This window comes from Flavobacterium terrae (assembly GCF_900142035.1).
Lineage (GTDB): Bacteria > Bacteroidota > Bacteroidia > Flavobacteriales > Flavobacteriaceae > Flavobacterium > Flavobacterium terrae.
The window spans coordinates 180,206-193,645 of sequence record NZ_FQZI01000002.1 but is presented as its reverse complement, the minus strand read 5'-3'; the positions used below and the strand labels follow the sequence as shown (position 1 = coordinate 193,645).

The 13,440-nt window shown below is 34.8% G+C and carries 10 protein-coding genes; 5 read left to right on the top strand and 5 right to left on the bottom strand.

Features of this window, described 5'->3' with window-relative positions; translation table 11 throughout:
- Positions 1–53: 53 nt before the first annotated feature.
- The gene (aceB, locus tag BUC09_RS05135) at positions 54–1,634 is read right to left on the bottom strand and encodes a malate synthase A (protein WP_073309345.1); all 1,581 of its coding nucleotides are present in this window, start codon (positions 1,632–1,634) and stop codon (positions 54–56) included.
- A gap of 142 nt (positions 1,635–1,776) precedes the next feature.
- On the opposite strand from aceB, the gene BUC09_RS05130 reads away from it, so the two are divergent.
- Complete coding sequence (locus tag BUC09_RS05130; RefSeq protein WP_200778476.1) at positions 1,777–3,255, top strand: helix-turn-helix domain-containing protein; 1,479 nt, start codon at positions 1,777–1,779, stop codon at positions 3,253–3,255.
- Between the two features lie 49 nt (positions 3,256–3,304).
- Here the strand turns inward: BUC09_RS05130 and BUC09_RS05125 are convergent, their stop codons facing one another.
- From BUC09_RS05125 to bshC, 4 genes are all read right to left on the bottom strand, one after another.
- Positions 3,305–3,724, bottom strand: coding sequence for a nucleoside-diphosphate kinase (locus BUC09_RS05125; RefSeq protein WP_073309341.1), 420 nt, complete (start codon positions 3,722–3,724; stop codon positions 3,305–3,307).
- Between the two features lie 72 nt (positions 3,725–3,796).
- Entirely contained in the window at positions 3,797–4,618 is an 822-nt protein-coding gene (locus BUC09_RS05120) for a formylglycine-generating enzyme family protein (RefSeq protein ID WP_073309339.1), read from the bottom strand.
- Positions 4,619–4,749: 131 nt separating this feature from the next.
- Complete coding sequence (locus BUC09_RS05115) at positions 4,750–6,468, bottom strand: carbamoyltransferase family protein (RefSeq protein ID WP_073309337.1); 1,719 nt, start codon at positions 6,466–6,468, stop codon at positions 4,750–4,752.
- Between the two features lie 71 nt (positions 6,469–6,539).
- Positions 6,540–8,129 (bottom strand): bacillithiol biosynthesis cysteine-adding enzyme BshC, encoded by a 1,590-nt coding sequence (gene bshC, locus BUC09_RS05110; protein ID WP_073309335.1) that lies wholly within the window; start codon positions 8,127–8,129, stop codon positions 6,540–6,542.
- 419 nt (positions 8,130–8,548) lie between these two features.
- Between bshC and BUC09_RS05105 the strand changes: the two genes are divergently transcribed.
- From BUC09_RS05105 to BUC09_RS05090, 4 genes are read left to right on the top strand one after another with little or no spacing between them, the layout of a single operon-like run.
- A complete protein-coding gene (locus BUC09_RS05105) occupies positions 8,549–9,940 on the top strand; it encodes an RtcB family protein (protein WP_073309333.1) in 1,392 nt (463 codons plus the stop codon).
- A 2-nt stretch (positions 9,941–9,942) separates the two neighbouring features.
- Entirely contained in the window at positions 9,943–10,635 is a 693-nt protein-coding gene (gene prfH / locus BUC09_RS05100; RefSeq protein ID WP_073309331.1) for a peptide chain release factor H, read from the top strand.
- Positions 10,619–11,149 carry a tetratricopeptide repeat protein gene (locus BUC09_RS05095; protein WP_073309329.1) on the top strand — a complete coding sequence of 177 codons (531 nt, stop codon included), beginning with the start codon at positions 10,619–10,621 and terminating at the stop codon, positions 11,147–11,149. Before prfH ends, BUC09_RS05095 begins: the two co-directional genes overlap by 17 nt.
- Positions 11,150–11,175: 26 nt before the next feature.
- Positions 11,176–13,395, top strand: a complete 2,220-nt coding sequence (locus BUC09_RS05090) for a B12-binding domain-containing radical SAM protein (protein ID WP_073309327.1) — start codon at positions 11,176–11,178, stop codon at positions 13,393–13,395.
- The last annotated feature ends 45 nt before the right edge of the window (positions 13,396–13,440 follow it).

Below are 13,440 nucleotides of genomic sequence, written 5' to 3'. Positions count from 1 at the left end.
TATTATTAATTATTTGAATGTAATTGCCAGATGTTGCCGCATCTGGCAGTTTTTTATAAGTATTTGTATGCTATTGTGGTTAAGAAATCATCTAGTTCTTTTCTTAATGACATCTCAGTGAATAGTTCTGCTGCCAATTCGAATCTTCCTTTATTATATTTTTCTTCTCCTAGATCTTCTTTGATTTTTATCAATTCTATTTCTGTTAATTCTTTTAGAAGATGAGGAGTGAATGTTTTACCATCCTCTAAAACAATATTTCTTTTAAGCCAAAGCCAAATTTGAGCTCTAGAGATTTCTGCTGTTGCAGCATCTTCCATTAAATTGTATAATGCTGCTGCTCCTGTTCCGCTTAGCCAAGATTCAATATAAAGTATGCCTATGTTAATGTTCTTTTTAATTCCGTTTAATGTAATTGTTCCTTGAGGAACTTCTAGTAATTGCTCTTCGGTAATGCTTATTTCATTTCTTCTAATATGCATTTGGTTTTTTGTAAGCATATTGTCATTAAAAACTTTCATGGCTATTGGAACTAATGCTGGATGTGCTACCCATGTTCCGTCATGTCCATTTTTTACTTCTCTTTCTTTGTCTGCAATTACTTTGGCAAAAGCTATTTTGTTTGCTTCATCGTTGTTTTTGATGGGAATTTGGGCAGCCATTCCACCAATTGCTAATATGTTGCGTTTATGACAAATTTGAATTACTCTCAACGAATAAGCACTCATAAACGGACTTGTCATAGTGATTTGATCTCTATCAGGAACGATAAAGTTTTTATGATTTTTAAGTTTTTTGATGTATGAGAATATATAATCCCAACGACCACAATTTAAACCAGCAATATGTTCTTTTAGTTCGTATATAATTTCATCTAGTTGAAAGCTTGCCGTTATTGTTTCAATAAGTACTGTGGCTTTAATTGTACCTTGTTTAATTCCTAGATATTCTTGGCTAAAAACAAAAACATCATTCCACCAGCGAGCTTCTTCGTAGTGTTCTAATTTGGGCAAATAGAAGTATGGGCCAACTCCATTTGCGATTAAATTTTCTGCATTGTGGAAGAAAAATAATCCAAAATCAACTAATGATCCTGAAGCTAATTCTCCTTCAAAAGAAATGTTTTTTTCTTCTAAATGTAATCCACGTGGTCGAACTAACAATACTGCTGTTTTTTCATTTAAGCTATATTTTTTACCATTTTGTTCAAAGTCAATGGTTTTGTTGATGGCATCTCTTAAATTTTGTTGCCCTTCCATTAAATTGCTCCAAGTAGGTGAGCAGCTATCTTCAAAATCTGCCATAAAAGTTTTAGCGCCTGAGTTTAAAGCATTAATTACCATTTTGCGATCAACAGGTCCTGTTATTTCAACTCTTCTATCTAATAAGGCATCAGGAATTTTTGCGGCTGTCCAAGCAGTGTTTCTTACATTTTTTGTTTCCAATGGGAAAACAGGGCTTTCACCCGAATTGAAAATTTCTTGTTGAATTTCTCTTTTTTCTAAAAGCTCAATTCTACTTTGATTGAAGTTTTTGTGTAAAGCTTCTAAGAAAGCTAACGCCTCCTCAGTAAGTATGTCTTTGAAGGTATGTTGGTTTTTTACCTTGTAGTTTTGATTGATTGCTAATTCCATTTTTGCGTTTATTTAGTTTTATGCGAACAAACTTATAAAATTAATTTTTACAAAACAAGCGAACGTTCGCAAAATATTTTCAAATTGCAAAATTCATTAAAAGTTATATCTTTGTTTGTAAGTAATAATATCAGTATTTATAATGATTGAAGAAGAATATATCCGATTGATTTTTGGTTTGAAGATGAAGCAGATGCGTACAGAAAAAAATCTGTCTTTATTTGGCTTGGCTAAAATGACAGGTTTGTCTAAGTCTTATCTTAATGAAATTGAAAAAGGGAAAAAGTATCCAAAACGTGATAAAATATTATTACTTGCCGAAGCATTAGAGTCCAATTATGACCATTTGGTTTCTTTAAAACTTGATAAAAATTTGGCGCCAATTGGTGAAATATTGCAATCAAATATATTGAAGGAAATTCCGCTGGAGTTGTTTGGAATTAAAGAAAGTGATTTGATTGATATTATTGCAGAAGCGCCTGTGAAGGTTAATGCCTTTATCAGCACATTATTTGAAATAGCTAAACATTATAATCTAACTCGCGAAAGTTTTTTCTTGGCAGCACTCCGCTCTTATCAGGAAGCAAATAATAATTATTTTGATGAAATTGAAAGTCAAGTTGAGAAGTTTGCAAAAGCCTATTCAATAGATTTAAATAAAAGATTATCTATTCAGGAGCTAGAAGAAATTTTGATTGAAGAGTATGGTTATACTATAAATAACGATGAATTATCTCAACATAAGGAATTAATTAATCTTCGTTCTGTTTTTGTTCCAAGCTCAAAAACATTATTGGTTTCATCTGAAACTGATGAGTCGCAAAGAATGTTTATTTATGCTAAAGAGATTGCGTATAATTATTTAAATATTACGGATAGATTGTACACTTTTTCATGGATTAAGTTTGAACGTTTTGATCAGGTGTTGAATAATTTCTTGGCATCCTATTTTGCAGGTGCTTTATTGATTCCAAGAAAACCTTTAGTAAAAAAACTGAAAGATTTTTTTGAGAAGAAAACATTTGACTCTATTGAATTTCAAAATTTAATTGCTGAGTATACAGATTCGCCAGAAACATTTTATCAACGCTTAACTAACATTTTACCTAAAGATTTCAATCTAAAGAATCTATTTTTTCTTCGTTTTAGTTATAAGCCAGATAAAAGTGATATTAAGTTGACTAAAGAATTGCATATCACAAATTTGTTAGAACCTCATGCTAATGAGAGTTATGAGCATTATTGTAGAAGATGGATTTCTTTAAAAACCATAAAAGAAATTCCGAATCTAGTTAAAGAACACTTGTTTGATACTCAAATATCATCCTATACACATAGTGGGGTAGAATATTTTACAATGTCTTCGGCAACAAAAGATCCTTTTAAAAATGGATATTATAGAAGTATAGGTTTTGGAATTATGATTACTCCTAATTCATCTTCTAAAATTGCTTTCTTGAACGATGAAAATAGTAAAAGACGTGAAGTAGGAATAACTTGTGAATCGTGTAGAATTAATGATTGTGCTGAAAGAGTAGCGCCTCCAAAAACAGTAGAGAAAAAAGTTCGATTTGCTCAAACGGACGAAGTGGTTCAAGGGATTTTTGAAAAGTATAAATAATAAAAAAGGCCGTTCATTTGAACGGCCTTTTTATATAATATATGTTTGATTAGAACATTTCTCTACCTGCAAAGTGAAAAGCACCTTCAATAGCAGCATTTTCATCAGAGTCAGAACCGTGTACTGCATTTTCTCCAATTGAAGTAGCATATTTTTTACGGATTGTTCCTTCTGCAGCATCAGCTGGATTAGTAGCACCAATTAAAGTACGGAAATCTTCAACAGCGTTATCTTTTTCTAAGATAGCAGCTACGATTGGACCTCTTGTCATGAATTCTACTAATTCACCAAAGAAAGGTCTTTCTGAGTGAACAGCATAAAATTTCTGAGCATCAGCCACAGTTAATTGTGTTAATTTCATTGATACAATTCTGAAACCACCTTCAGTAATCATATTTAAAATTCCACCGATGTTTCCTTTTTCAACCGCATCCGGTTTGATCATAGTAAAAGTTCTATTACTTGCCATTTTTTCCTTTTTTAATTTGCGTGCAAAAGTATAACTTTTTAATCAATCTGAAAGAAAAGTTTTAATGTTATTTTAGTTAATAGTTCTAGCTAATCTAAAACCATAAAACTCATTTGTTTTACTTGGATCTGTACTAATTCGATTAGCAGTTCTTAAATAATTTTCTTGGCTATCCCAAGATCCTCCACGAACAGATTTTTTCTCTCCACGAATAGGACCACATGGATTGTTACTATCTTCTGTTTTATAGTAGTCTTTATTGTACCAGTCCCAACACCATTCCCATACATTACCACTCATGTCATAAATACCTAGTTCATTAGGTAGTTTTGTCCCCACAGCATGTGGTTTTCTTTCGCTGTTTTTAATCCACCAGGCAATATCGTTTGAATTATTTGAACCAGCAAAAATGTTTCCTTTTGATTTTTTTCCACCTTTAGCAGCAAATTCCCATTCTGCTTCAGTTGGTAAACGGTACCCATTAGCAGTAAAGTCACACTTTACATTTGGACCAGCAAAAGTATAAGCCGCTTTTAAACCTTCAATTTTACTTAGCCAATTGCAATATTCAACAGCTTCAAACCAAGTGATATTTGTAATGGGATTGTTGTCATTCCATCCCCAAAATGGGGTTAAAGGCATTTTTTTATTATTTTTTTTGCAGTAGTCTTTCCATTCCCAAACTGTAACTTCAAGTTTGTTAATCTCAAAAGATTTTAATTTAACTTCGTGTTGTTTTTGTTCGTCATTTTCGGCAATGCGGTTATCGTCTTTAGATCCCATCATAAATGATCCTCCCTCAACTTTAACAATTTCAAGTACTGGATTACCAACTCTGTAAAATGATAATAATGTAAAAGATACTAGGCTTATAAATACTAATTTTTTTAACATAAGATTATTTATTTGTTATAAAAATGTCTTTTTAAATCGGCCGCAAAAGTATATTTAATTATGGATTATGTTGAGGCTTTGTGTGTTTAATCGATATAAATGCAAAAATAATCGCCAAAATGACTATTTTTTTAAAAGATATTTAAAAAACTACTTTTTTTAATTACAAAATTTTCCAAAACCAAAATATCAAGTGCGGTTTCTTCAAAAAAAGCAATTGCCTGATCTGGAGTTTCGACCATAGGCATACCTCGTCTGTTTAAACTAGTATTTAAAAGTACAGCTATTCCAGATTCTTTTTCAAAATATTCAATAAGTTTATAGAAACGCTCATTCCAATGTTTATTAACTGTTTGTACTCTCGCAGAACCGTCTTCATGAGTGGTATTTTGGAGTAAATCGATATATTTTTCACGAGTTTTATCGACTAAAATCATATATGGACTTTTTCTACCATTTTCAAAATACTCTTCTACTTTTTCTTCAGGTACTGCAGGAGCAAAAGGGCGAAAGTCTTCTCTGAATTTAATGTTTCTATTAATATGTTGTTTCATTCCTTTTATGCCGGGATGCGCCAAAATACTACGTCTACCTAGCGCTCTTGGACCAAATTCAGATTCTCCATGAAACCAGGCAATTGTTTTTCCTTTCGCAATGTTCGTAGCACAATGTTGTAATAACTCATCTTCATCCTGAAAATAATTCATATTGTAATTTTTACTATCTACTTTCTGTATTGCAAGTTTGATTTCATTTTCACTGTATTTTTTTCCAAAACAGGTCGAACCTTGATGTGGGATTTTGGGCATTTTTAAATGGTGAAGCCAACCGTAAAATGCACATCCTAATGCCAATCCGTTATCAGCGGCAGCGGGCTCCCAATAGATATTTTGGGCTAAGTTCGTATCCTGCAATTTAGCATTGGCTACAGCATTCAAAGCAACTCCTCCAGAATAACAAAGGTTGGGATGGGAAAATAGAGTGTAGCGTTGGGTAATGCATTTCAAAACTGCTTTTTCTACTTGTTCTTGTGCCCATTTTGCAACATCGGCATAATAGGAAAAATGAGCTTTGAAATAATCATATCCTTCAGAGGGATTGTTCAGCACTGCTTTCCAATCGTCTGAAACATAGATATTCTGATCTTCAAAATAAAAGGCTTCCATTTCAAATACTCCGGAATTTCCATACGGTGCCAATCCCATTAATTTGCCAACATCGTCCATATTGCCAAATACATAATGGCTTACTGCTGCATAAAAACCTCCAATAGAATGTCGAGTGGTGGGTAGTTTTAATTGATTTTCTCTTACTTCAGCCATCGGACTGAAATCTTTATATAGGGTTTTTAATTCGGTTCCATTGTAATAGTAAAAACTATCTTTTTCACAAAGCATTACATTAGCCGTCAAATAATGTGCCGGAACAGTGTCTTTTTCTTCAGGGTTTAATTGTAAAAACTGTTCGAGTGGACTCCCGCAACCATCTATAACCATAACGGCACATTCGGTAAAAGAGGATGTGCCAATAGCACTATAAGCATGAGCAAGGTGGTGCGATATTGTGATGATTTCCAGAGTGGATTTTTCCGCAAAAAGACGTTTTCCTTTAAATCGCTCTCGTGATGGTATTGAGAAGTTCTCGCTTTGTACAACTAAACTAATGTCGTCAATTGTAATGTTTTCAGCATCCAAACAGTACTGAATCGCATCGGTATCGTTACCACCATCGTGTTTAACTCTTGTAATGCGCTCTTTTTCAATAGCTACGCAAACTTTTCCGTCTTTCAGTAATACCGCAGAACCATCATGAGATAATCCGGTGCCCAGTATATAAATTGGTGTACTCATTTTTCGATTTTGTGCAATCGAAAGTTATAAATAATCTTTGGATTTGGAGATTGAATTTTTAAGTTAGGGTTTTACACAATCAATAGGGTGAAATCTTTATCTAACGGATTGAGTTCAGAGAGTAATTTAGAAATCAACTGATCGCCATTTTCAAGATAAAATTCTGAAAAATTCTGTTTGCGTTCCTGAAGTCCTCCATTAGGGAATAGTTCATTTTGAATCATCGAAATTCGTTCCAATTGATTGCTTAAAATTCTCTTCTCAGCTTTTAATAATCGCTTTTCCAAATTCTCCAAACCTTTGATTTGCTTTGCTTCTTGGGCTTTTACTGCTCCAATAAAGGAAGGGTCAGTTCGCTTGGCAATGTCGTTTAACGTAATGAATTGTTGCTTTAAAAATTCTTTTTGCTCCGAGAAATCAATCGTCAGACTGGAAAGTTCTTTGGTTTTTTTACGTATCAAATCGTGCTGTTTTGTAAATAAATCGGACCAACTTAAATCCAGTTTGTCAATCTTCTGCACTTGTTTTGCTGTAGCAATCACTACTGAATTTCGAACCAGTAAAACAGGAAATGTAACGCCATTGCTCTCAAAATTGGATTTCAATTGTAGCCAATAAGCGATTTCACCGCCACCACCAATATAGCATAAATTCGGTAAGATAACTTCTTGATACAACGGTCGTAAAATAACATTCGGACTGAATTTCTCCGGATGGTTTTCCAACTCAGCCAAGATATCACTTTCTGTGAATGTTGTTTTGGTAGTGTTGATACTATATTTACCTTCTTCGAATACAATTCGTTCCCGAAGATTGTCTTCTATATAAAATAAATTGATCTCTCTCGGATTTACCTGAATGTCATAGTGTGCTAATGCTTTATTCGTTGCGGTAACGTTTTGAAAGGAAGCTTGCTCTAATAACTCTCTTTTAACATAGGGAGCAAAGAGTTGTTTCAAATTCACATCATCTCCATCGACAATGACCAAACCTTCCTCCTTGAATAATTCATTGGCCAAAAACCGAGTGGCATCGGCTAATGTTGCATGTTCTAAATAGGCCTTTTTAAATGACTCTTTCAAATACTTGGCATAGTCACCAACACCCAGTTCTTTTTCAAATTGTGCATACACTTCTTCCAATCCTTGAGTTGACAATCGCCCAACTGGCCCTTTACTGTCTTTATTCCATTTTATCTTGGTTGTTTTGAATGTAAAGTGATTGATCTCTTCAAAATCATGATCCTCAGTCGCCATCCAATACACGGGAACAAAATGATAATTGGGGTATTTAGCTTTTAATTGTTTGGATAAATTAATAGTTGAAACAATTTTATAAAGGAAATACAACGGACCTGTGAATAAATTCAATTGATGACCGGTGGTAATTGTAAAGGTATTGGGCTGTTTTAACAATTCGATGTTGTGCAAAGAAGTGTCGGATAAGGTGAAGTTGGTATATTGTTGTAACAGACTTTCAACTAATACTTTTCGGTTTTCAACTGGAAAATTATTGCCTTTCTCCTCAATTTGAGGAAGAAAGTTTTCTGCCGTGGGAAGCCGATGGTATAACGACTGTAATTCGGGTTTCTGATTTAAATAATCGATGATGAGTTTTGAAAAATATCCTGAATTTTGGTAGCTGATACAGTCGGTTGGCATTTTTTTTATTTTTTGTAAATGTACTAAATTGAGGTATTCGACGATTTTATTTTAACGTCTTCTTATCATTTTAAAAAAAATAATTTGTAAGAAATTTGGAAATTTGAAAAAGTTTTCTAAAAATTTGTGCCGTAATAATTAACTCTTAAAAACGAAGAAAAATGTTTGTATTCAACTTAACATCTCAAAGCAACTCATCAGTACGTGGTGTAGCTTTTCTTCGTGGCTTATTTCAATCGTAGCGATTTAAATCAAAATATATGAAAAAGCCCGAAGACATTTAGTTTCGGGCTTTTTTGTATATTCTACACACTTCACAATTACTTCCCGAACACCGATTGTTATTTATTCGTAACGAATAAAATGATTTGCCTATGCATTGTCATTAGGCAACAATAGAAATTTTTAGCAACAAAATCATGGGAAATAAATTATCAGGGAGAGACCTAATTCAATTGGGTTTCCCTAAAAATAACGCAATAAACATTGCCTTAGGGCAAATTAACAGATATAGAAAAAAAGAAAAGAAAGCCAGCATTTTAACCGAAGCAAAAGAAGTACTCTTGGCACCTGAAAAATTCAAAGGTCACGGTACTTGGGGCAAAGTAGCAGAAGGTTTAATCAATCCGGTGCAGGTTAGAATGCATCAGTTGAACACCACTCGCGCTCCTTTCTCCATCTTTGGTGAAAATGAAATTGACGAACAGGCCAAATTCCAATTGTACGATGCATTGAAATTGCCTATCGCCGTTTCAGGTGCTTTGATGCCCGATGCGCATTCGGGTTACGGCTTGCCAATTGGTGGTGTATTGGCCACAGATAATGCCGTAATTCCATACGGAGTAGGTGTCGATATCGGCTGCCGAATGAGTTTGTCTGTCTTTGATTTACCAGCTTCTTTTCTGAAAGGTAAAGATGACCAACTGAAAGCGATTTTGAGCGAGCATACTAAATTCGGTATGACCGAAACGCACAAGATCAAAGCGGATCATGAAGTGTTCAGCAGAAGTGAATTCAAAGATATTCCGCTTTTGAAAAACTTGTTGGGTAAAGCCTACAAGCAGTTGGGAACTTCGGGAGGCGGTAATCATTTCGTTGAATTTGGTATCGCAAAACTGGATACGGTTTTGCCCGAATGGAAATTACTCCCGGGCGAATACCTGGCGGTTTTGTCTCACAGTGGCTCCCGCGGATTGGGCACTAACATCGCCAAACATTACACGTATCTGGCCACTAAGCAATGTCCGCTGCCGAAACAGGTGCAGCATTTGGCTTGGCTCGATTTGAATACGCATGACGGTCAGGAATATTGGATGGCTATGAATTTAGCTGGTGAATATGCTAAAGCCTGTCACGATGATATTCACAGACGTATCGCAAAAGCGCTGGGAAAACGTATCGTAACTACCATCGAAAACCACCACAATTTCGCGTGGAAGGAAATGGTCAACGGTAAAGAGTGTATCGTGCACCGAAAGGGGGCGACTCCAGCAAGCGAAGGCCAATTGGGAATCATTCCGGGTTCTATGACGGCTCCGGGGTTTATCGTAATGGGTAAGGGAAATCCGGAAAGTCTAAACTCGGCTTCTCACGGCGCCGGACGTTTGTTCTCTCGCGCCAAATGTAAAGCAACATTCACCCAAAGTGATATTAAAAAGGAATTGAAAAAACATGAAGTGCAATTAATCGGCGGAAATATAGACGAAGCACCAATGGCCTATAAGAATATCAATACGGTAATTGAATTGCAAAAAGAATTAGTCAACGTAATGGGAACTTTCACACCCAAAATTGTGAGAATGGATAAATAAAAATGGACACTATCATACAAATAACCGCAGGAAGAGGTCCTGCAGAATGCACTTGGGTTGTCGCCCAAGTGCTTAAAAAAGTACTGGAGGAAGCTCAAGATTGTAGCTTAAGTGCTACCGTAATTGATCGGGAACAGGGTAACGAAAACGGTACCATCGAATCGGCATTGGTGGCATTGGAAGGTAAGAATGCTGCCGAATTCGCCGCTTCGTGGAAAGGAACTATCCAATGGATCGGTCAAAGCCAATTCCGAAAAATGCACAAACGCAAAAATTGGTTCATCGGAATTTTTGAAGTGAAAAAACCTAAACAAGCGGCTTTTCACGAAAAAGAGATTCAATACCAAGCCATGCGTAGTAGCGGGGCAGGAGGCCAAAATGTGAACAAAGTGAGTTCGGCTATCCGAGCAACACACGTACCAACGGGTACTTCGGTGGTAGCTATGGACTCGCGCTCGCAACACCAGAATAAAAAACTGGCGAAGGAACGTTTGTTCGAAAAATTGGAAGTGGTCAATGTGGAACTGATTAAAAGGGAGTTTCAAAAGCAATGGATGAACCAGATGCAAATCGAAAGAGGTAATCCTGTGCGAACATTCAAAGGGACCGACTTCAAAAAAACAAAAGAAGAAAAGAATAACAAAACCGATCGACAGCGGTTTAAAAAAGAATTGAAAGATGAAATCTATAGATAAATACTTGTTTCAGGCATTGGACAATTATCCGTATTCGTTGGAGGAAACCATCGAATCATTGGATTATGCCTTGTCTTATGATGATAAAAATACTATGGCATTGTGCTTGTACGGACGTGTATACACCGAACAATTGTTGCAATTCGAAGAGGCGAAAAGCTATTTCCAAAAAGCGTTGGCAATTAATGTCAATGCTTTGGAAGTATACGCTTATTATATCGAAACCTTATTGTTGAATGAAGATTATGACGAGGCAGAAAAGTTAATCGAATTCGCCATGACCGTTAAAGGAAGCAATAAAGCCGAATTGCAATTGAAAAAAATCCAATTGTTCGAAAGAAAACAGGAGTATAAAAAAGCAAAAGCTTTGTTGAAAGACATGAGATTGGCAATCGTCAACAATGATTATAATTATTGTATCGAGGAAACGGAAAAAAGATTGACCGAAAAACTGAAGTTAATCGCACCCAAAAAGAAAAAGAAAAAGTCCAAAAATAAAAAGAGCAGTAAATAACTGCTCTTTTTTTATTAAACCATGGAATGTGTAACTTTGCCAAAACATTTCTCTTGAAAGATATCCTACTCATAACACCGCCTTTTACACAACTGAATACTCCGTATCCAGCAACTGCTTATTTAAAAGGATTTTTGAATACTAAAAACATCACATCTTTTCAGATGGATTTGGGAATAGAGGTAATTTTAGAATTGTTTTCCAAAAAAGGATTGACTGAAATTTTTGATGCAGTAGCCAACAAAGAATTGGATATGACATTAAATTCTGAGCGTATTATGGCTTTGCAGGATGAGTATGTAAAAACAATTGATTCTGTAATAGAATTTCTTCAAGGAAAAAATCCAACTTTAGCACGTCAAATTTGTTCCGGAAATTTCTTGCCAGAAGCCTCAAGATTTGAACAACTTGATGATATGGATTGGGCTTTTGGTTCTATGGGAATGCAAGACAAAGGAAAGCATTTGGCTACATTGTATCTTGAAGATTTATCAGATTTTATAGTGGAATGTGTTGATGAAAATTTTGGATTTAGTCGTTATGCTGAACGATTGGGAAGAAGTGCCAACTCTTTTGATGAATTATATACTTCACTCAAAGGAGAGATTACTTATATAGATAATATTACTTTAAAGATATTAGTACAAAAAATAGAGCAGACTAAGCCGAAGTTAGTATGTTTTTCTGTTCCTTTTCCGGGAAATCTGTACAGTGCTTTTCGTTGTGCTAAATATGTAAAAAACCATTTTCCAGACACTAAAGTATCTATGGGTGGTGGCTTTCCTAATACCGAATTACGGGATTTGAAGGACACTCGTGTATTTGAGTTTTTTGATTATATCACACTCGATGACGGGGAATTGCCTATTGAACTTTTGTTGAAAACGATTCAGGTGACTGAGTCTATTGAAGTCAAAAGAACATTTCTTATGGAAAACGGCGAAGTAGTTTATAAGAACAATACTTCTCGACACGATTATAAACAAAGTGAAGTCGGGACGCCGGATTATTCAGATTTGTTATTAGATAAATATATTTCGGTTATTGAAATTGCTAATCCAATGCATAGTCTTTGGAGTGATGGTCATTGGAACAAATTAACCATGGCTCATGGTTGTTATTGGGGTAAATGTACGTTCTGTGATATTTCTTTGGATTATATTAAAGTCTACGAGCCTATTCACGCTAAAATATTGGTGGATAGGATGGAGGAATTAATTACTCAAACTAGAGAAAATGGTTTCCATTTTGTAGATGAGGCGGCTCCACCCGCTTTGATGCGTGAGGTAGCTTTAGAAATCCTAAGAAGAAATCTAACTGTGACGTGGTGGACCAATATTCGTTTTGAAAAGAGTTTTACCTCTGATTTGTGTGTTTTGCTTAAATCTTCAGGTTGTATTGCAGTTTCTGGAGGATTAGAAGTTGCTTCCGATCGTTTATTGGAGTTGATTAAAAAAGGAGTTACTGTTGAGCAAGTTGCTAAAGTAACTAGAAACTTTACCGAATCAGGAATTATGGTTCATGCTTATTTGATGTATGGTTATCCAACACAAACCATTCAGGAAACTATTGATAGTTTGGAAATGGTTCGTCAAATGTTTGAACTTGGAATTTTGCAGTCTGGTTTCTGGCACCAGTTTGCTATGACCGCGCACAGCCCTGTGGGAATGAACCCTGAAGAATTTGGTGTGACACCACAATTAAATGATATTACTTTTGCCAATAATGATATTCAGTTTAAAGATAAAACGGGGATTAATCATGATAAATTTAGTTTTGGATTAAAGAAATCTTTATTTAATTATATGCACGGAATTTGTTTTGAATATCCACTTCAAGATTGGTTTGATTTCAAAATACCTAACACTAAAATTGATTCTAATTTTATCTACGACTGTTTACAAGAGGAAGAAAGTCAATTGCAAACGAAGCCTAATGCTAAGATTATATGGATTGGCGGTAAGCCTTCAGTAGAAATTTTTACTAAATCAAAAAAAGGGAACTCTTGGGAAATGATGAAGCTTATATTTCATGATAAAAGAGAAACGTTTAATATATCTGTTGAAAAAGAAAAAGGGGAATGGTTGGTTTTACTTCTAAATAAAATTCATATAGCAAACGATAAAAGAATGAATTATCAAGAAGTTAAAACTGATTATGATAATTTTGGGTTTGAAGAATTTGAATTATTTTGGTATTCAAAACCAATTTTTGCACTAAGAGAATACGGATTACTTGTTTTGTAATTAATTAAATAAAAAAAAGTCTTCATTTTGGTATGAAGACTTTTT

Coding starts and splice junctions, on each gene's coding strand:
- bshC (WP_073309335.1), bottom strand. CDS start 8,129: ATGCCAACCGACTGTATCAGCTACCAAAATTCAGGATATTTTTCAAAA.
- BUC09_RS05130 (WP_200778476.1), top strand. CDS start 1,777: ATGATTGAAGAAGAATATATCCGATTGATTTTTGGTTTGAAGATGAAG.
- BUC09_RS05090 (WP_073309327.1), top strand. CDS start 11,176: ATGTGTAACTTTGCCAAAACATTTCTCTTGAAAGATATCCTACTCATA.
- BUC09_RS05105 (WP_073309333.1), top strand. CDS start 8,549: ATGGGAAATAAATTATCAGGGAGAGACCTAATTCAATTGGGTTTCCCT.
- BUC09_RS05120 (WP_073309339.1), bottom strand. CDS start 4,618: ATGTTAAAAAAATTAGTATTTATAAGCCTAGTATCTTTTACATTATTA.
- BUC09_RS05115 (WP_073309337.1), bottom strand. CDS start 6,468: ATGAGTACACCAATTTATATACTGGGCACCGGATTATCTCATGATGGT.
- BUC09_RS05095 (WP_073309329.1), top strand. CDS start 10,619: ATGAAATCTATAGATAAATACTTGTTTCAGGCATTGGACAATTATCCG.
- prfH (WP_073309331.1), top strand. CDS start 9,943: ATGGACACTATCATACAAATAACCGCAGGAAGAGGTCCTGCAGAATGC.
- BUC09_RS05125 (WP_073309341.1), bottom strand. CDS start 3,724: ATGGCAAGTAATAGAACTTTTACTATGATCAAACCGGATGCGGTTGAA.
- aceB (WP_073309345.1), bottom strand. CDS start 1,634: ATGGAATTAGCAATCAATCAAAACTACAAGGTAAAAAACCAACATACC.